An 18,605-nucleotide genomic window follows, 5' to 3' on the forward strand; every position below is an offset into this window, starting at 1 on the left:
ATTTCAGTCTAGGCTTGTCCTTGCCCTGTGAAATAACTGACAAGTTCCTTCGCACTTGGGCACCCTGGGTGTGAGGCTGCCTGGCGAATGCTGAAGCCGTAATGTTTGACCATTCTCTTTGCGAAGGCGGTCTTGTTGCCCGGACCGCGTTTGCCAAGCTCATTTGATATTTCTTTGAGGCGCTCCCAGGGTTTGTTCGGTGTCTGCTCGGGCCGAGGCTCATCGAAGTGATGTACGTCAAGCCATTTGCGCATTGCACTTGAGTCAGCCAGGAACCATCCTTCCAATGCTTTTACAGCGACAAATGTGATGTTTATTCGTGCGTTTGAGATGCGCGCTCTGACTACCTCAACTGACCCTTCGTCTTCGAGATCGGTAAGCACAACGATTCTGTCCACCGCTTGCTGATCGAGGCGCGCCAGATAGGCGTCGATGTTTTGCGGTAAAAGGTTACCGCCTCCCTTGGCATTGACCACGGGATTGACCAGTTCAAAGTCGTTTTCCAGTAGAAGCGCTCTGAAGTCAGCGGATTCGATAACTATTTTTTCGCTATCGCCTTCAACGATGAATCCAATTCTTACCATGGCAGGCCTCCATCAAAAAGATTGGCCAGCCACGCTGTGTCCAGCGGGATATCTTTTTTATCGACCCTTGAGTCCGAAGCACATTTGACCTTGGTCTTGCCATCCTCTTTATTCACGAGCCACAGTTCTTCAAGGTCAAGATTCCGAACAACGGATTCGCTATGGGTGGTGATGAGAACTGGGTGTTCCACGGACGCATTTTCACGCATCAACTGGACCAGCTCACCGATAGCTTTCGGATGAATGCCTCGTTCCGGCTCCTCTATGATCGTGATGCCTGATTTGTCTGCACGGCTTAATACAGCGGTCATGATGCACAGGGCATAAATCGTACCGTCAGAAATCAGCCGTGCCGGGAACCGAGCTTTTGTGCCTTCTTCCTTGAAGGTAATCACTGTGGAGCCATCCAACCTTTGCTTCTCGGTAGACACATTCTCCATTCCGGGAACTATCAATTCGATCCATTCCAGTACCTGGTCACGAAAGCGTTCGTTTTTCTCCAGGACTGACAACATGGTTGCCACGTTCCGACCGTGGCTGTCGAGTGTCGTAGCGTCAGCTGTAGAGCTGTCAGGTTCCTTGGCTTCTAGCGGATCGATCCGGAATACTTGGATATTGGTGAGCATGCGATACAGTGGCGAATGGCTGAGCAACATGAGCGCAGTCATATCCTGTGCATATTCAGGCAGGAGATGCAGACCTTGGGCGTCGCTTAAAGCAATCTGCGTTTCATTGCTGCTCTTGCGGTCAATGACCTGTTTGGCGTTGATCTTTAAGCTTTCAAGTACCCGGGGTATCCGGTCTATTTCGGATATCTTCAAGTTGTAGTCGAAAGTCTCTTCCTTGAGCTTAATCCTGAGCGCAAAGGAGATCGTCGTACGGTTTTCCTTTCTATGCTTGAAGCAGTGAATCTGCTGGAATCCCCCAAAGTCGCGTATTGCTTGGGCAGCCCCTCGTTTCACTACCGCACCTAGAAAGGCCAGCGCGTCAGTAATGTTGCTCTTACCTGCGCCATTCGAGCCGGCTAGAGCTATAAAGGGCGGTACATCCCTCAGGACTATATTTACCGCGCTCTTGAAGCCTTTGATCTCGAGGTATTCAATTTTCATCGCAAATCCTCAGTGCTCCTCGGTCACCGTTTCTGCACAAAACTTCTTGGGATCAGGCGTTTGGAGTCATTTTTCGTAACGTATTCTACTCAATGGACGCTGATTCTATAGACAAATTGGAAGGCCCGCTCCTGACCAGGCTCTGTACGAAAAGCCTTGATACTCGTTCATGCTGCGTTGAAAACAGCCTCACAATGCTCATGTACTCCAGTACACCGCGCTTGCTCGGCTGTTTTCGCCTTGCCTGACCTTCGTCTCAAGACTTTTCGTACAGAGCCTAAGGTTCGCCACGGTTGTGGCTACTTTGCAACCAAGACAAAGGCCAAAAAGTGGCCACCTCATCTCCGGATTTCTTTCAACACGTTTTTCCACCGTTTCCAAATACGAGTCTGGAAAGCAACAACCCGCCTGGGCGGGTTGTATAGCTGGAAATCACTCCTGTTCCTCGGACACCTCCATCCCCCGCACCTCAATTACCCGAAACACATCACTCACATCCTGAACCAGGATCCGAGCAATGTTGGTGACTGTATTGATGTCGTTTTCGGCATAGTCGGGCAGGGTGGTGCAGGCCATGAGATTGAGGTACTTGAGGACGGCTTCGAGGCGTTCGTTAAGGCAGCTGTGGAGTTCAATCAGTGGGGCATTGGCATCAATGAGGAGGACGGGATGTTCGGTGGCGAAGTGAGACATGGGGGTGAAGTGGTTGAGCGAGTGTTGAGTTGTCATGGTGCTAATCCTGGTGAAAATTGGATTGCCACCGTCTGCTGCGAAACAGTATGGGTGGCAGTTATGCGCGGGTTCGCAGACCGGAGGATTAACACCAAGACCCGGCAGACCCGAAGGTCTCCCACGCACAACCGCCATGAAACGATGCGCAACCGAAAGCCGGCCGTACAAGGCGAACAAGGTATCAATCTTAAGGGCTGCGAAACCCTTCGCCAACAGATGTCAGCGACAGGCCAACTTTAGGCAGCGATTTTGGTAGCCGCAACCAGGCTGTAGGAAGCTCAGGTGGATATCCTGGCGAGTGATTTTCCCGCGCCCCATGATGCAATCCCATTAAAACCGATTGTTGCGCCAGGTCTGGGGAAACGGGTTATCAGGTTTTGGGCTGTTTCTCGGTCCAGTCGGAACAAACTCCATCACCATAGACAGTTATTTCCCACAGGATTTTCAGACTTAAAAATTGGTCGCGTCGTTAGCCAACGATCAATCCGGGACTGGCTGCAATGAGGAGCTTGCTTGTATTCAGCGTCGTCGTCGGCAGTCAGTAATCCTCACCACGTTCCGTCACATCCTTCTCGATACCCTGCGCATGCGGGTCGAACCCCTTGGGGAACTTGCCCTTGAGGTTCCAGGCGAACGCGATGATTTCGGCAATCGTGCGATACAACTCTTCCGGAATACTGTCGCCCAGCTCCAGCCGTGCCAGCAGCTTCACCAGCTCGGCATTCTCATAGATCGGTACTTCACTGTCCCGGGCGATCCGCAGGATTTCCTCGGCCAGGGCTTCGTCGCCCTTGGCGGTGAGGGTCGGGGCATGCTGGCCGTCGTACTTGAGGGCGATGGCCTGGCGGGGTTCGGTGTGGCTTGTCATGCGGTTTCGTCCACCCAGCGTTGTTCGAGCCGGGTCTTGGGGCCTTGGGGCGGGGTGCCGAGATGGCAATCGAGATCACCCACGTTCAGACCGCAGGTCAGGAGGCGTTCGCGCAGCGCGGCCAGGTTGCTTTCGATCAGGCTGGCCGTGTAAGGCCGTTGCGCCCACAACTGGCTCGACAGACTGCCGCTGAGCAGCTGCACCTGGACCTGTAGCGGCCCCAGCGGCTCGATGTCGAATGCCAGCTCGACTCGCCAGAGCTGCTGTCGTGTCTCGCGTTCTTCCCGATGCTCGTTCGATTGCTCACGGGGCGGGGTTTCCTCGCGCTGGAACTTGACCTGCAGAGGGACGATGTCCTGCAGGTTGCGCATCGGGATTTCCAGTTGCCAGGTGCTCATCAAGCGACCGTCGTCGGTCAGGCCGGTCTGTTCCAGGCTGGACAGTTGATGGCTCTGCAGGCGCGACACGGCGGCCGCGGCGAGGCGCAGCAGGTGTTCAAGATCGCCTTCGTCGTCCTGCTCTTTCAACAGGCGCGAGGGGAGAGGAAAACTGGTGGGTTGCGGCTTGGCGCTGACCTGACCGAGGGTGCCGAGGGCGTTGCGCACGAAGCTGGGCAGTGCCTGGGCCAGGGTGTTGGCAGCAATGATTGCACCCAGGTTGGTGGAGGCGGGCAGGGCCGGTGTCAGCTGCGCGATCAGTTTCAGCAGGTCACCCTTGAGGTCCGGTGCCACGGTGGGCGGTTGCCCGGCCAGCAGTTTGCTTTCCAGGAACACGCCGCTGGAAGCCAGGGCCAGGGCCAGGCCCTTGGGCGTGCTCAGTTGCTGGACATCCGGCAGACTGGCCAACAGGCGCGTCACCGCGGCGCGCAGTTCGATACCGGTGTCTTCGGTGGCGGGCAGGTTCTGCAACACGGTCATCAAACTGTCCAGCGAGCCCTGGCGGCTCACCTGGGTGGCCAGTTGCTGGCTTACCGCCAATTGTTCCTGGCGGTTGCTCAGTGGAACGAACTTCAGTGTCTGGGCATCCTGCACCTGGGCACTGAGCAGCGTGCCGATACGCAGCGGCTGGGGACTGTCGATATCCAGGGTGGCGCCGGCCTGGGCGGTGTTGAGCAGGCTCACCAACGACCGGTACACCGCCGGCTGCCCTGGCACCTGCGGCAGCGCCTGACTGGTGATGACCTTGCCTTGCAGCAGGGTGCCAACGGGCATCTGCGTCGTGTCGATACGGGTCAGCGTGGCCACGCTGGACGCGACGGCCTGCTGCACGGCAATCGCCAGGTTGTTGGCGGACGGCTGGGTCACCGCCAGGCTGGTGCCCTGGGGCAGCGGCTGGGTGCTGGTGGCCTGTACCGTGGCCTGACGACCGCTGTCCAGGGTGAGCTTGAGCAATAGCTGGAAAGTCTGGTCCGCCTGTTTGAGCGACAAGACCTCGGCCTGGGCGGTCTGGCCGGCGCGGATCAGGCCCTCGACCGGCGTCAACAGTTTGAGCAGCTCGCCGTTGACCACCGGCGTGCGTGTCGTTGCCGTGGCCTGGGGCAGCGGCAGGATGTTCATGTCGCCTGTCATCTGCGGTCTTACCTTGGAAAAATAAGCTCTCTTTAGACCCGGGAGCGGCATGTATAATGCCGCCCGTCTTTCAGGGAGTGGCGAAAACCTTGCAATTGTTTGACGCAGCTCTGTGGAACAGGCCCTCAAAGCATCTATGCTGCACCTCTTTAACGGCCGCTGCACCGCCGACTTGAACCGTATAAGGCCCGCGATCCCTTGACCAGTCCTCTTTTGCAAACCGTCGGCCTCGCCTGTGAGCGAGACTTGCGGCTGCTTTTCGAACACCTCGAATTGAGACTCTCGCCTGGTGATATGGTGCAGATCAGTGGCCCCAACGGCAGCGGCAAGACCAGCCTGTTGCGCTTGCTGGCCGGGTTGATGCAACCGACCGCGGGCCAAGTGTTGCTCAACGGCCAGCCGCTGCAGGAGCAGCGCAGCGAACTGGCCCGCAACCTGCTCTGGATCGGCCACGCCGCGGGCATCAAGGACCTGCTGACCCCCGAAGAAAACCTCAGCTGGCTCTGCGCATTGCATCGGCCTGTCGGGCGGGAGGCGATCTGGCAGGCATTGGCGCAGGTAGGGTTGCGCGGTTTCGAAGACGTACCGTGCCACACCCTGTCCGCCGGGCAACAACGTCGCGTGGCCCTGGCCCGGTTGTACCTGGACAGCCCACCGCTGTGGATACTCGACGAGCCATTCACCGCCCTCGATAAACAAGGGGTGGCGCAACTGGAAGAGCATTTGGCCCGGCATTGCGAAAACGCCGGCATGGTGTTGCTGACCACCCACCATACATTGACCCGGATGCCGTCCGGCTACCGCAATATCGATCTGGGGAATTGGGCTGTATGACTGTGTTTGGCCTGTTGCTTGCCCGCGAAACGCGCCTGTTGTTCCGTCGACCGGCCGAACTGGCCAACCCCTTGGTATTTTTCGCCATCGTCATTGCGCTGTTCCCGTTGGCGGTTGGCCCTGAAACTCAATTGTTGCAAACCTTGTCGCCGGGGTTGGTCTGGGTGGCGGCGCTTTTATCGGTTCTGCTCTCGCTGGACGGGCTTTTCCGCAGTGATTTCGAGGACGGCTCGCTGGAACAGTGGGTCCTTTCGTCGCACCCCCTGGCCCTTCTGGTTTTGGCCAAGGTACTGGCACACTGGGTTTTTTCCGGCCTGGCGCTGGTGCTGCTCTCGCCGCTGCTGGCGATGATGCTGGGGTTGCCCGCCGCCTGCATGCCGGTATTGCTGGTGTCGTTGTTGCTGGGGACGCCGGTGTTGAGCCTGCTCGGTGCAGTGGGCGCGGCATTGACCGTAGGATTGAAGCGCGGTGGCCTGTTGCTGGCGCTGTTGATCCTGCCGCTGTACATCCCGGTCCTGATTCTCGGCAGCGGGGCTTTGCAAGCCGCGCTGCAAGGCATGCCGGCAACCGGTTATCTGCTGTGGCTTGGGAGCCTGACCGCCCTGGCGATAACCCTGACACCCTTTGCAATAGCCGCTGGCCTGAAAATCAGCGTCGGCGAATAATAATGAGGCCTGGTCAGAAACTGACCACTTCCCGTGAAGTAAAGGCAGACCCTGCGGCGCGTGACAGCGAGCCGCGACCGTGATGGAAACAGCAATGAATTGGACCTGGTTTCATAAGCTCGGCTCACCCAAATGGTTCTATGGCATCAGTGGCCGGATGTTGCCCTGGCTGAGCATCGCCGCACTGCTGCTGATCGGTATCGGCGTGGTCTGGGGCCTGGCTTTCGCCCCACCGGACTACCAGCAGGGCAACAGTTTCCGCATCATCTATATCCACGTTCCCACGGCGGTGCTGGCCCAGTCCATCTACGTGATGCTGGCGGTATGCGGTGTGGTCGGGCTGGTGTGGAAGATGAAGCTAGCCGACGTTGCCTTGCAATGCGCCGCGCCCATTGGCGCCTGGATGACCGCCGTGGCACTGGTCACCGGGGCGATCTGGGGCAAGCCGACGTGGGGTTCGTGGTGGGTCTGGGATGCCCGACTGACGTCGATGCTGATCCTGTTGTTCCTGTACTTCGGTCTCATTGCGCTGGGCAACGCCATCAGCAATCGTGAGAGTGCGGCCAAGGCTTGCGCGGTTCTGGCGATTGTCGGCGTGATCAACATCCCGATCATCAAGTATTCGGTGGAATGGTGGAACACCCTGCACCAGGGCGCGACCTTTACCCTGACCGAAAAACCGGCGATGCCCGTGGAAATGTGGCTGCCGTTGCTGCTCACCGCGCTGGGTTTCTACTGTTTCTTCGGCGCGGTGTTGCTGCTGCGCATGCGCCTGGAAGTGCTCAAGCGCGAAGCCCGAGCCAGTTGGGTGAAGGCAGAAGTACAGAACAGCCTGGAGAGCGCTCGATGAGTTTCGCTTCATTCGGCGAGTTTCTCGCCATGGGCCATCATGGCCTGTATGTCTGGTCAGCCTATGGTATTTGCCTGGCCGTGCTGATCCTTAACGTCGCGGTGCCGATCCTGGCCCGCAAGCGGTATCTGCAACAAGAGGCGCGTCGTTTGCGCCGGGAGAGTGGTCAGTGAATCCGGTGCGCAAAAAGCGTCTTGTCATCATTCTTGCGATCCTGGTGGGGGTGGGCGCCGCGGTCGGCCTGGCCCTCAGTGCCTTGCAACAGAACATCAACCTGTTCTACACCCCGACCCAGATCGCCAATGGCGAAGCACCGAATGACACGCGCATCCGTGCCGGCGGCATGGTGGAGAAGGGCTCGCTGGTGCGGTCCGGGGATTCGCTGGACGTGACCTTCAACGTCACCGACTTCAACAAGACCGTGACCATCACCTATCGGGGCATCCTTCCCGACCTGTTCCGCGAAGGGCAGGGCATCGTCGCCCTGGGCAAGCTCAATGCCGATGGCGTGGTGGTGGCCGATGAGGTGCTGGCCAAGCACGATGAAAAATACATGCCGCCGGAAGTGACCAAGGCTTTGAAAGACAGTGGTCAATCGGCGCCCGCTCCCGTGAAGGAGGGCTGATCGATGACGGCAGGACTTTTCATCCCCGAACTGGGCCACCTGGCGATGATCCTGGCCTTGTGCCTGGCCCTGGTACAGGCCGTGGTGCCGTTGCTCGGCGCCTGGCGCGGCGACCGCCTGTGGATGAGCCTCGCGCAGCCGGCGGCCTGGGGGCAGTTCGCATTCATGGTGTTCGCCTTCGGTTGCCTGACCTATGCGTTCATGGTCGATGACTTCTCCGTGGCGTATGTCGCCAGCAACTCCAACAGCGCGTTGCCCTGGTACTACAAGTTCAGCGCGGTGTGGGGCGCCCACGAAGGTTCGCTGCTGCTGTGGGCGCTGATCCTCAGCGGCTGGACCTTCGCCGTCTCGGTGTTCTCTCGGCAGTTGCCCCAGGTGATGCTGGCCCGGGTGCTGGCGGTGATGGGCATGATCAGCACCGGTTTCCTGCTGTTCCTGATCGTCACGTCCAATCCGTTCGAGCGCATCCTGCCCCAGGTGCCGATGGATGGCCGCGACCTCAACCCGCTGCTGCAGGACATCGGCCTGATCGTTCACCCGCCGATGCTCTATATGGGCTACGTCGGTTTTTCCGTGGCGTTTGCCTTCGCCATCGCTGCCTTGCTGGGCGGTCGCCTCGATGCCGCCTGGGCCCGCTGGTCGCGCCCGTGGACCATCGTCGCCTGGGCCTTCCTCGGTATTGGCATTACCCTCGGTTCCTGGTGGGCCTATTACGAGTTGGGTTGGGGCGGCTGGTGGTTCTGGGACCCGGTGGAGAACGCTTCCTTCATGCCGTGGCTGGTGGGCACGGCGCTGATTCATTCCCTGGCCGTCACGGAAAAACGCGGCGTGTTCAAGAGCTGGACGGTGTTGCTCGCCATCGCGGCGTTTTCGTTGAGCCTGCTGGGGACCTTCCTGGTGCGTTCCGGCGTGCTGACGTCGGTGCATGCATTCGCTTCGGACCCCGAGCGTGGCGTGTTCATCCTGATATTCCTGCTGTTCGTGGTCGGCGGTTCGCTGACGCTGTTCGCGGTGCGTGCTCCGGTGGTCAAGAGTCAGGTCGGCTTCAACTTCTGGTCGCGGGAAACCCTGCTGCTGGGCAACAACCTGGTGCTGGTGGTGGCCGCGTCGATGATCCTGCTGGGGACGCTGTACCCGCTGGTGCTCGATGCGCTGTCCGGCGCCAAACTGTCGGTGGGGCCGCCGTACTTCAATGCATTGTTCATCCCGCTGATGGCGATCCTGATGGTGGTGATGGCGGTCGGTGTGCTGGTGCGCTGGAAAGACACGCCGGTCAAATGGCTGGTGGGCATGTTGACCCCGGTGCTGCTGGGTACCGCCGCCCTGGCTGTGGTGGCCGGTATCGTCTATGGCGATTTCAACTGGGCAGTGCTGGCGACGTTCGTGCTGGCGGCCTGGGTATTGCTGGCCGGCATCAGGGACATCTTCGACAAGACCCGCCACAAGGGCCTGATCAAGGGCCTGCCAACCCTGACCCGCAGTTACTGGGGCATGCAGATCGCCCACCTGGGCATTGCCGTCTGCGCCCTGGGCGTGGTGCTGTCCAGCCAGAACAGCGCCGAGCGCGACCTGCGGCTGGCGCCGGGCGAGTCCATGGACCTGGCTGGCTATCACTTCGTGTTTGAAGGCGCCAAGCATTTCGAGGGGCCCAATTTCACGTCTGATAAAGGCACCGTGCGGGTCATCCGCAACGGCCAGGAAGTGACCGTGCTGCACCCGGAAAAACGCCTCTACACCGTGCAGAACTCAGTGATGACCGAAGCCGGGATCGACGCCGGTTTCACCCGCGACCTCTATGTGGCGCTGGGCGAGTCCCTGGGCGATGGCGCATGGGCGGTGCGGGTGCACGTCAAGCCGTTCGTACGCTGGATCTGGTTCGGTGGCCTGCTCACCGGCCTGGGGGGAGCGCTGGCGGCATTGGACCGGCGCTATCGAGTCAAGGTGAAGACCCGGGTGCGTGAAGCCCTGGGTGTAACGGGAGCCACTGCATGAAACGTTGGTTGATGCTGTTGCCGCTGATGCTGTTCCTGGTGGTGGCGGTCTTTCTGTACCGGGGGCTGTTCCTGAACCCGGCCGATTTACCCTCGGCGATGATCGGCAAGCCGTTCCCGGAGTTCACCCTGCCTTCTGTGCAGGGCGACAAGACCTTGACCCGCGCCGATGTGTTGGGCAAACCGGCACTGGTCAACGTGTGGGGAACATGGTGCATTTCCTGCCGGGTCGAGCACCCGGTGCTGAATAAGCTGGCCCGGAACGGTGTGGTGATCTACGGCGTCAACTACAAGGACGTCAACGCCGATGCCTTGAAGTGGCTGGCCGAATTCCATAACCCCTACCAACTGGACATTCGCGATGAGGAAGGCACCCTGGGCCTGAATCTGGGGGTCTATGGCGCGCCGGAAACCTTTTTCATCGACGCCAAGGGCATCATCCGCGACAAGTTCGTCGGCGTGATCGACGAGCAGGTCTGGCGCGAGAAACTCGCTGCCAAGTATCAGGCGCTGGTGGATGAGGCCAAGCCATGAAGCGTTGGTTAGCCGCTGTCATCCTCGGCTTGAGCCTCGCCGGTGTGGCGCATGCCGCCATCGATACTTATGAATTTGCCAACGATGCCGAGCGCGAGCGGTTTCGCGAGCTGACCAAGGAGCTGCGCTGCCCCAAGTGCCAGAACCAGGACATCGCCGATTCCAATGCGCCGATTGCCGCCGACCTGCGCAAGGAAATCTTCCGCATGCTGGGTGAGGGCAAGGACAACCAGCAGATCATCGATTTCATGGTGGACCGCTACGGTGAGTTCGTGCGCTACAACCCGGCCCTGACCTCCAAGACCGCGCTGCTCTGGTTCGGTCCCGCCGGGCTGTTGCTGGGCGGTTTCGTCGTCATTGCTGTGATCGTGCGCCGTCGCCGGGTCCAGCGCACCGCAGCCCCGGACTCGCTTTCCGTCGAAGAGCGTCAACGCCTCGACCAACTGTTGGATAACACCAAGCATGATTGATTTCTGGCTCGCCGCAGGTCTGCTTCTCCTGGTTGCCCTGAGTTTTCTGCTGATCCCTGTGTTACGAGGGCGCCGTGCCCAGCGGGAAGAGGACCGTACGGCCCTCAACGTTGCGTTGTATCAGGAACGTGTGGCCGAACTGCAGGCCGAGCAGGAGGAGGGCGTGCTCAACGCCGCGCAATTGGACACCGGCCGCGCCGAAGCCGCCCGTGAATTGCTCGCCGACACCGAAGGCGCCGACGCGCCACGGGAATCCCGATTGGGCAAGCCACTGCCATTGCTTGCCGCCGTGCTAGTACCGGTGCTGGGCCTGGGGTTGTACTTGCACTTCGGCGCCAGCGACAAAGTCGAGCTGACCCGCGAATTTGCCCAGGCACCACAGTCGATGGAAGAAATGACCCGGCGCCTGGAAAGGGCCGTGGCGGCCCAACCGGAAAACGCGGAAGGCTTGTATTTCCTGGGGCGTACGTACATGGCCCAGGACCGCCCGGCGGACGCGGCGAAGATCTTCGAGCGCACCGTGGCGCTCGCCGGTCGGCAACCTGAACTGCTCGGGCAATGGGCTCAGGCGCAGTATTTCGCCGACGGCAAGAAATGGTCCGACAAGGTCCAGGCTCTGACCGACGAAGCCCTGAAGGTCGATCCCAAGGAAGTCACCAGCCTGGGCCTGCTGGGGATCGCTGCGTTCGAGGGCGAGCGTTATCAGGACGCTATCGATTACTGGGGACGCCTGCTGGTGCAACTGCCGGAAGGTGACAAGTCCCGTGAGGCCTTGCAGGGCGGCATCGCTCGCGCCACCGAGAAGCTTCAGGCCAGTGGTGGCAAGGTCGCCCCGGCCCCGGCCGCCGTAACAACAGCCGCTGCCGTACTCACGGTGCGCGTCGACCTGGCTCCGGCGCTCAAGGCCAAGGTCAAGCCGGACGACAGCGTGTTCGTCTTTGCCCGCGCCGCTTCCGGCCCGCCCGCGCCGCTGGCGGCCAAGCGCCTGACGGTCGCTGACCTGCCAGCCAATGTCGAACTGGGCGATGCGGATGCAATGATGCCGCAACTGAAACTGTCGAACTTCCCCGAAGTCCAACTGGTGGCGCGGATTTCCCGCGCCGGTCAACCGACCGCCGGCGAATGGATTGGTCGCAGCCAGCCTCTGGCGAGCAGCACCCGGACGCCGCAACAACTGACCATCGACAGTCCGGACCAATGACAGGAACCCGCACCATGACCGCCCTCGCTCGTATCACCCTGCTTTCGCTCGTCCTGGGCCTGAGCGCTTGTGCGGTCCACCGCCCGCCGGAGCCCTCGGCGCCGCTGCCACCCATCCCGCCTTCCGGACCCGCCAGCAAGCCGGTGCCATCGACTGTCCCCGGCAAACCGGTTACGCCGAGCAAGCCGGCCAAGCCGCTGCCTCGCACTTCCGCCAGCTTCGCCCCGCCGCCGGGCGGCAACAGTCACTGGGATGCAAAGCTTGGGGTCTATGTGCTGGATAACCAGACCAACACCTTTTACCGCCAACGGACCTACTACCGTTGGAACAACGGCTGGAGCCGCTCCGTCAGCCCTAACGGCCCTTGGGAGGAAACCACCATCGAAGGGGTGCCGGCGGGCCTGGGTCGTCAGTTCCGTTAATTGCTCTCCACGACAGCCCGGTCAATGCCATCGGCGGACCGGGCTTTTTTGTGTTTCCGAATATGCATTGAACGAAATTTTCACAAATGCTTGAGGACAATTCCCCGCGCTTTTATTGCCGTCGGTTATTTAATGGAAATGCCCCGACCGTTCGTGCAAGATTTGCCCCCTCTGCGCAAACCCCTCGGGCAACAGAGGGGGACGCCGTTGTTCCATCTGTCTCACACATTCCAATAGGTCCTCAAAAGACATGGCAATTCCGGACGCCCTGAGCCCACAGCGAAGTACGCATCGCCTGCTGCAACCGACCGTCAAATCACACTTGGCCTATACCTTGCTCTGTGCCCTGGTGATGATGGTGATGTTCAGCCTGCTGCGCCTGGCGCTGCTGGTCTATAACCGCGAGATGATCCTCGATACCCCGGCTTCGACCTTCGTCGAGGCCTTCGTCAACGGTCTGCGTTTCGACCTGAGGCTGGTGGTCTATCTCAGTATTCCGCTGCTGCTGTCCCTGGTCAGTGTCCGGGCAATGGCGGCTCGCGGATTCTTCCGTTTCTGGCTGACGGTGACCTCCAGCATCGCGCTGTTCCTGGGCTTGATGGAAATGGACTTCTACCGCGAGTTCCACCAGCGGCTCAATGGCCTGGTCTTCCAGTACGTGAAGGAAGATCCTAAGACCGTGATGAGCATGCTCTGGTACGGTTTCCCGGTGGTTCGCTACCTGCTGGCCTGGGTGGGCGGAACCCTTCTCCTGAGTTTTGCATTCAAGGGCGCCGATCGTGCGACCCGACCGCGTGGACCTTTCAGCGGCGGTAGCATCGGCACGCGCCGGGTCGCCCCGTGGTATGGGCGTGTAGCGGTGTTCATGGTCTGCCTGTTGGTGGCCGTCGCCGCCGCCCGTGGCACCCTGCGCCAGGGGCCACCCATGCGTTGGGGTGACGTCTATACCACCGATTCGAATTTCGCCAACCAGTTGGGCCTCAACGGTACGCTGTCGTTGGTGGAGGCGGCCAAGAGTCGCATGTCCGAAGACCGTGACAACATCTGGAAGGCCACCCTCGAACAACCATTGGCCCAACAGACCGTGCGCGACATGCTGGTGATGCCCGACGACAAACTGGTGGATACCGAGACCGCCGCCGTACGTCGTGATTACACGCCACCAGTCGACAAGACCCTGCCGATCAAGAACGTGGTCGTCATCCTCATGGAAAGCATGGCGGGGCACTCGGTGGGCGCCCTGGGCGCGCCGGGCAACATCACGCCATACCTGGACAAATTGTCCAAGGAAGGCCTGTTGTTCGACCGTTTCTTCTCCAACGGCACCCATACCCACCAGGGTATGTTCGCCACCATGGCCTGCTTCCCGAACCTGCCGGGCTTTGAATACCTGATGCAGACGCCGGAAGGCAGCCACAAGCTGTCGGGCTTGCCGCAACTGCTCAGCGCCCGTGATTACGATGATGTCTACGTCTACAACGGCGATTTTGCCTGGGACAACCAGTCGGGGTTCTTCAGCGGCCAGGGCATGACCAACTTCATCGGGCGTAACGACTTCGTGAACCCGGTATTTTCCGATCCGACCTGGGGGGTGTCCGACCAGGACATGTTCGATCGTGGCCTGATCGAGCTCAAGGCACGGGAAAATGGCAAGCCGTTCTATGCCTTGCTGCAAACCCTGTCCAACCACACGCCGTATGCACTGCCGACGCCGTTGCCGGTGGAGAAGGTCACTGACCGAGGCAGCCTCAACGAACACCTGACCGCCATGCGCTATGCCGACTGGGCGCTGGGCCAGTTCTTCGAGAAGGCGCGCAAGGAGCCTTACTTCAAGGAGACGCTGTTTGTGGTGGTGGGCGACCATGGTTTCGGTAACGAACGCCAGATCACCGAAATGGATCTGGGTCGTTTCAACGTGCCTATGCTGCTGATCGGCCCGGGCATCCAGGAAAAGTTCGGCCAACGCAACCACACCGTGGGAACCCAGGTCGACATCGTCCCGACCATCATGGGCCGGATCGGTGGCCAGGTACGCAACCAATGCTGGGGCCGGGACCTGTTGAACCTGCCGGAAGGCGACACCGGTTTCGGTGTGATCAAGCCATCGGGAAGCGAGCAGACCACGGCGATCATCCGCGACGACCAGATCCTGGTGCTGCCAAGGGAGAAGGAAATGCCGCCGAAGATGTACCGCTATGAGTTGGGCAGCAATCCCCGTGCGGAAGTCATCCCGGACGCACCGGCTACGGCGCAGATGAGGCTCCAGCTTGAGTCCTTCCTGCAAACGGCCACCAAGAGCCTGCTGGATAACACCGCTGGCGTGGTAGACGGCAAGCCGGACTGATAAGCGACAAAAAAAAGAGGCCTTGAGAAAGGCCTCTTTTTTTTGCCTGGGTTTTATATCTTGCCCAGTAACAGCAGGATCAACAGCACCACTAACACTACGCCGATGATACCGGATGGGCCGTAACCCCAACTTCTGGAGTGTGGGAAGACCGGCAGGCCACCGATCAGGAGGAGGATCAGGATAATGATGAGTATTGTGCCCATTGTTGATTTCCTTATTGGTCAGTTTCGGAGTGAGACAACTTTTCAACTGCCAGCGCGCTGCATTAAATCCGGGCGGCTTAATTATTCCGACCGTAACGTCCTGTAAAAAATTCAAAGTTTTTAAGGATGGAATTGGCGGGTGAGGTTCAAACTCGGTGGTGTCTGCATCGCGGGCAAGCCTTGCTCCCACAGATCTTGCTCTCACAGGACTCTACAAGTTTGCCCTCGCCATTCAGCAATCTGATGGAGGATGGGGCAGGTCGGCTCCTTCGCTACACTCGGCCCATCTCTCCCGGAACAACAAGGCTGTTTCCTATGCAAAATCGCATGATGATCACCGGTGCCGGCTCCGGCCTGGGTCGCGAAATCGCGCTGCGCTGGGCCCGTGAAGGTTGGCGCCTGGCCTTGTCGGATGTCAGTGAGGCGGGGCTTACGGAGACGCTCAGGCTGGTGCGTGATGCCGGGGGCGACGGCTTCGTCCAGCGCTGTGATGTGCGCGACTACAGTCAGCTGACTGCATTAGCCCAGGCCTGTGACGAGAAGTTCGGTGGTATCGACATCATCGTCAACAATGCTGGTGTGGCGTCGGGCGGTTTTTTCAGTGAACTGTCCCTGGAGGACTGGGACTGGCAGATCGCGATCAATCTGATGGGGGTGGTCAAGGGCTGCAAGGCGTTCCTGCCGTTGCTGGAAAAAAGCCGTGGCAAGATTATCAACATCGCTTCCATGGCGGCGCTGATGCAAGGGCCGGCGATGAGCAACTACAACGTGGCCAAGGCCGGCGTGGTGGCTTTGTCGGAAAGCCTGCTGGTGGAGTTGGCGCAGCAGGAAATCGGCGTGCACGTCGTCTGCCCGTCGTTCTTCCAGACCAACTTGCTGGATTCCTTCCGTGGCCCGACCCCGGCGATGAAAGCCCAGGTGGGTAAATTGCTGGAGAGTTCGCCCATTACGGCAGCCGACATTGCCGATTACATTTATCGTCAGGTAGCTGAGGGCGAATTCCTGATCCTGCCTCATGAGCAGGGGCGCCTGGCCTGGGCGACCAAGCAGAAGAATCCGCAGCTGCTTTACGATGAGATGACCGCCATGGCCGATAAAATGCGCGCCAAGGCCCGCCAAAGCTCGAGTTGACCTGGGCGCTCGGTGTCCTCAGGATGGCGCCATCCGGCCCTCCTGATGGACATTCGAATGCTCAATTACTTGTGGTTTTTCCTGGCCGCGCTGTTTGAAATCGCTGGCTGCTACGCCTTCTGGATGTGGCTGCGCCAAGGCAAAAGCGCCTGGTGGATCGCGCCGGCGTTGCTCAGCCTCACGCTGTTCGCGCTGCTGTTGACTCGCATTGAGGCAACGTATGCCGGTCGCGCCTATGCCGCCTATGGCGGTATCTACATCATCGCTTCGATCGGCTGGCTGGCGGTGGTGGAGCGCGCCAGGCCGCTGGGGTCCGATTGGATCGGCGTGGCGCTCTGTGTGTTGGGCGCCAGCGTTATTCTGTTCGGCCCGCGATTCTCGGCTTCCTGAGATTCAAGAATTCCACAGGGTTTTGCAGGACGTTTCCGTCAGTCACAAGTGCCTTGTTTGTAGGGGTTTACTGAATTCTTGTCGTTGTCTTGTGCACAGGCGTGAGGCCGGGCATGGTCAAGGTCCAGACATTCTTAAGGACAAGGACCATGCTCGTATTAAGCCGTGCTGTGGGTGAACTGATTTCCATCGGTGATGACATTTCCGTCCGGGTGCTGTCGGTCAATGGCACCACCGTGCGGTTCGGCGTGGAAGCGCCGCGGCACATCGATGTGCATCGCTTTGAGATCTACGAGAAAATCCAGAAAAAGAAGGCCCGAGCCACGCCCGGGGTGTGTTCAGTCAAATAGGTGTTTGGGCACGTCGTGCTTGAGCATCAGCTGGCACTGTTCGCTTTCGGGGTCGAAGACGATCATCGCCTGGCCTTTCGTCAGGGCTTGTCGAACCCGCAACACCCGCGTCTCCAGGGGCGTGTCGTCACCGTTGTCGGTGCCGTCGCGGGTCACGAAATCCTCGATCAGGCGAGTGAGCGTGTCGACTTCGAGTTGGTCGTGGGGAATCAGCATGGTCTACCTCGGCTGGACAATGTCGCGATGCTACGACCAATGCGCGTTGGCGGCTAGCCTTGGGGGAGTGGGTCCCGGGCGATCGCCATCGCGAGCAGGCTCGCTCCCACAAGGATCGTATGAGACACGACATTTCTATCCACTGAAGATCCCCTGTGGGAGCAAGCCTGCTCGCGATAGCGATCGCCCAGGCAACCCAAGTGCCGGCTAGTTCTCCGAGCGCTGCCCCACCAGGCTGTCCACCGACGGCACGCGGGTATCGCTTTCCATCTGCGCATCATGCTCGATCTGGTGGCTGAAGCGGTCCAGGGAGCCCTGGGCCGGTTGCGCGTCGCTGGCGAACACCGGCGGGCTAAGGATATAGGCGCCCAGCAGGCGGCTGAGGGCGGCGAGGCTGTCGATGTGGGTGCGTTCGTAGCCATGGGTGGCATCGCAGCCGAAGGCGAGCAGGGCGGTGCGGATGTCGTGGCCAGCGGTGATGGCCGAATGGGCATCGCTGAAGTAATAGCGGAACAGGTCCCGGCGGGCCGGCAGATCGTTCTCCTTGGCCAGGCGCAACAGGTGCCGCGACAGGTGATAGTCGTAGGGGCCGCCGGAGTCTTGCATCGCCACGCTCACCGTGTGTTCGCTGGAGTGCTGGCCCGGCGCGACCGGCGCGATGTCGATGCCGACGAATTCACTGACGTCCCAGGGTAGCGCGGCGGCGGCACCGGTGCCGGTTTCCTCGGTGATGGTGAACAGCGGATGACAGTCGATCAGCAGTTCCTCGCCGCTGTCCACGATGGCCTTGAGTGCCGCCAGCAATGCCGCCACGCCGGCCTTGTCGTCCAGGTGCCTGGCGCTGATGTGGCCGCTCTCGGTGAACTCCGGCAATGGATCGAAAGCGACGTAGTCGCCGACGCCCACCCCGAGGGTTTCGCAATCGGCGCGGGTGGCGCAGTAGGCGTCCAGGCGCAGTTCGATGTGGTCCCAACTGATGGGCATCTCATCCACGGCGGTGTTGAACGCGTGGCCGGACGCCATCAATGGCAGCACGCTGCCGCGAATCACCCCGGTGTCGGTGAACAGGCTGACCCGGCTACCTTCGGCAAATCGGCTGGACCAACAACCCACCGGGGCCAGGGTCAGGCGGCCGTTGTCCTTGATGGCCCGCACAGTGGCGCCGATGGTGTCCAGGTGGGCGGATACGGCCCGGTCCGGGCTGTTCTTGCGGCCCTTGAGGGTGGCGCGGATCGTGCCGCGTCGGGTCATTTCGAAAGGAATACCCAGTTCTTCGAGCCGCTCGGCGACATAGCGCACGATGGTGTCGGTGAAGCCGGTGGGGCTGGGGATGGCCAGCATTTCCAGCAGGACCTTTTGCAGGTAGTCGAGATCCGGTTCGGGAATTTTGCTGATCATGGAAACTCCTGATCGGTTGGTTTCGATGAGTGGCCTGTTTTCTGAAGGGTGGGGGTCAGGTCGCCTTTGTCCGCCCTGACGTATTGTGGGAGCGAGCCTGCTCGCGATGAGGCCCGC

22 protein-coding genes are annotated in these 18,605 nt (G+C 60.3%); 14 read left to right on the plus strand and 8 right to left on the minus strand.

What is annotated here, in order from left to right; genetic code table 11:
* Positions 1-8 precede the first annotated feature (8 nt).
* The 5 genes from EGM97_RS13240 to fliK form a co-directional block, all read right to left on the minus strand.
* Positions 9-584, minus strand: coding sequence for a DUF4276 family protein (locus tag EGM97_RS13240; protein ID WP_238961953.1), 576 nt, complete (start codon positions 582-584; stop codon positions 9-11).
* Positions 578-1,693, minus strand: coding sequence for an AAA family ATPase (locus EGM97_RS13245; protein ID WP_238961954.1), 1,116 nt, complete (start codon positions 1,691-1,693; stop codon positions 578-580). The genes EGM97_RS13240 and EGM97_RS13245 overlap by 7 nt, the downstream gene beginning before the upstream one ends.
* A 432-nt stretch (positions 1,694-2,125) precedes the next feature.
* On the minus strand, positions 2,126-2,422 hold the full coding sequence (locus tag EGM97_RS13250; RefSeq protein WP_238961955.1) for a fructose-bisphosphate aldolase: 297 nt from the start codon (positions 2,420-2,422) through the stop codon (positions 2,126-2,128).
* Positions 2,423-2,963: 541 nt separating this feature from the next.
* Positions 2,964-3,293, minus strand: coding sequence for an EscU/YscU/HrcU family type III secretion system export apparatus switch protein (locus tag EGM97_RS13255; protein ID WP_238961956.1), 330 nt, complete (start codon positions 3,291-3,293; stop codon positions 2,964-2,966).
* Complete coding sequence (gene fliK, locus EGM97_RS13260) at positions 3,290-4,861, minus strand: flagellar hook-length control protein FliK (protein WP_238961957.1); 1,572 nt, start codon at positions 4,859-4,861, stop codon at positions 3,290-3,292. The genes EGM97_RS13255 and fliK overlap by 4 nt, the downstream gene beginning before the upstream one ends.
* Before the next feature lie 198 nt (positions 4,862-5,059).
* Here fliK and ccmA point away from each other — a divergent pair, with 198 nt between their 5' ends.
* From ccmA to EGM97_RS13315, 11 genes are all read left to right on the plus strand, one after another.
* On the plus strand, positions 5,060-5,695 hold the full coding sequence (ccmA, locus tag EGM97_RS13265; protein WP_238961958.1) for a cytochrome c biogenesis heme-transporting ATPase CcmA: 636 nt from the start codon (positions 5,060-5,062) through the stop codon (positions 5,693-5,695).
* The gene (gene ccmB / locus EGM97_RS13270) at positions 5,692-6,360 is read left to right on the plus strand and encodes a heme exporter protein CcmB (protein ID WP_238961959.1); all 669 of its coding nucleotides are present in this window, start codon (positions 5,692-5,694) and stop codon (positions 6,358-6,360) included. The genes ccmA and ccmB overlap by 4 nt, the downstream gene beginning before the upstream one ends.
* A 94-nt stretch (positions 6,361-6,454) precedes the next feature.
* The gene (locus tag EGM97_RS13275) at positions 6,455-7,210 is read left to right on the plus strand and encodes a heme ABC transporter permease (RefSeq protein WP_238961960.1); all 756 of its coding nucleotides are present in this window, start codon (positions 6,455-6,457) and stop codon (positions 7,208-7,210) included.
* Positions 7,207-7,383: a heme exporter protein CcmD gene (gene ccmD / locus EGM97_RS13280; protein ID WP_238961961.1), complete on the plus strand. Its 177-nt coding sequence runs from the start codon at positions 7,207-7,209 to the stop codon at positions 7,381-7,383. Before EGM97_RS13275 ends, ccmD begins: the two co-directional genes overlap by 4 nt.
* The gene (gene ccmE / locus EGM97_RS13285) at positions 7,380-7,835 is read left to right on the plus strand and encodes a cytochrome c maturation protein CcmE (RefSeq protein WP_238961962.1); all 456 of its coding nucleotides are present in this window, start codon (positions 7,380-7,382) and stop codon (positions 7,833-7,835) included. The genes ccmD and ccmE overlap by 4 nt, the downstream gene beginning before the upstream one ends.
* A gap of 3 nt (positions 7,836-7,838) precedes the next feature.
* Positions 7,839-9,827, plus strand: coding sequence for a heme lyase CcmF/NrfE family subunit (locus tag EGM97_RS13290; RefSeq protein ID WP_238961963.1), 1,989 nt, complete (start codon positions 7,839-7,841; stop codon positions 9,825-9,827).
* Complete coding sequence (locus EGM97_RS13295) at positions 9,824-10,360, plus strand: DsbE family thiol:disulfide interchange protein (protein ID WP_238961964.1); 537 nt, start codon at positions 9,824-9,826, stop codon at positions 10,358-10,360. Before EGM97_RS13290 ends, EGM97_RS13295 begins: the two co-directional genes overlap by 4 nt.
* The gene (locus EGM97_RS13300) at positions 10,357-10,830 is read left to right on the plus strand and encodes a cytochrome c-type biogenesis protein (RefSeq protein WP_053155005.1); all 474 of its coding nucleotides are present in this window, start codon (positions 10,357-10,359) and stop codon (positions 10,828-10,830) included. The genes EGM97_RS13295 and EGM97_RS13300 overlap by 4 nt, the downstream gene beginning before the upstream one ends.
* Positions 10,823-12,031, plus strand: coding sequence for a c-type cytochrome biogenesis protein CcmI (ccmI, locus tag EGM97_RS13305; protein WP_238961965.1), 1,209 nt, complete (start codon positions 10,823-10,825; stop codon positions 12,029-12,031). Before EGM97_RS13300 ends, ccmI begins: the two co-directional genes overlap by 8 nt.
* 14 nt (positions 12,032-12,045) lie before the next feature.
* Positions 12,046-12,453 carry a hypothetical protein gene (locus tag EGM97_RS13310; RefSeq protein ID WP_238961966.1) on the plus strand — a complete coding sequence of 136 codons (408 nt, stop codon included), beginning with the start codon at positions 12,046-12,048 and terminating at the stop codon, positions 12,451-12,453.
* 250 nt (positions 12,454-12,703) lie between these two features.
* Complete coding sequence (locus EGM97_RS13315) at positions 12,704-14,797, plus strand: LTA synthase family protein (RefSeq protein ID WP_238961967.1); 2,094 nt, start codon at positions 12,704-12,706, stop codon at positions 14,795-14,797.
* Between the two features lie 53 nt (positions 14,798-14,850).
* Here EGM97_RS13315 and EGM97_RS13320 read toward each other — a convergent pair whose 3' ends face one another.
* Positions 14,851-15,003, minus strand: coding sequence for a DUF3309 family protein (locus tag EGM97_RS13320; protein ID WP_018606531.1), 153 nt, complete (start codon positions 15,001-15,003; stop codon positions 14,851-14,853).
* A gap of 315 nt (positions 15,004-15,318) precedes the next feature.
* Between EGM97_RS13320 and EGM97_RS13325 the strand changes: the two genes are divergently transcribed.
* The 3 genes from EGM97_RS13325 (at position 15,319) to csrA (ending at position 16,874) form a co-directional block, all read left to right on the plus strand.
* On the plus strand, positions 15,319-16,134 hold the full coding sequence (locus EGM97_RS13325; RefSeq protein WP_238961968.1) for an SDR family oxidoreductase: 816 nt from the start codon (positions 15,319-15,321) through the stop codon (positions 16,132-16,134).
* Positions 16,135-16,191: 57 nt separating this feature from the next.
* The gene (locus tag EGM97_RS13330) at positions 16,192-16,524 is read left to right on the plus strand and encodes a YnfA family protein (RefSeq protein ID WP_238961969.1); all 333 of its coding nucleotides are present in this window, start codon (positions 16,192-16,194) and stop codon (positions 16,522-16,524) included.
* A 149-nt stretch (positions 16,525-16,673) separates the two neighbouring features.
* Positions 16,674-16,874, plus strand: coding sequence for a carbon storage regulator CsrA (gene csrA / locus EGM97_RS13335; protein WP_238961970.1), 201 nt, complete (start codon positions 16,674-16,676; stop codon positions 16,872-16,874).
* On the opposite strand, the gene EGM97_RS13340 is transcribed toward csrA, so the two are convergent.
* Positions 16,863-17,090: a YheU family protein gene (locus EGM97_RS13340; protein ID WP_024778700.1), complete on the minus strand. Its 228-nt coding sequence runs from the start codon at positions 17,088-17,090 to the stop codon at positions 16,863-16,865. The two genes, csrA and EGM97_RS13340, sit on opposite strands and share 12 nt — an antisense overlap.
* 207 nt (positions 17,091-17,297) lie before the next feature.
* Entirely contained in the window at positions 17,298-18,488 is a 1,191-nt protein-coding gene (locus EGM97_RS13345) for an osmoprotectant NAGGN system M42 family peptidase (RefSeq protein WP_275300590.1), read from the minus strand.
* Positions 18,489-18,605 lie beyond the last annotated feature (117 nt).

It is taken from the genome of Pseudomonas sp. AF32, assembly GCF_022342325.2.
GTDB classification, from domain to species: Bacteria; Pseudomonadota; Gammaproteobacteria; order Pseudomonadales; family Pseudomonadaceae; genus Aquipseudomonas; species Aquipseudomonas uvaldensis.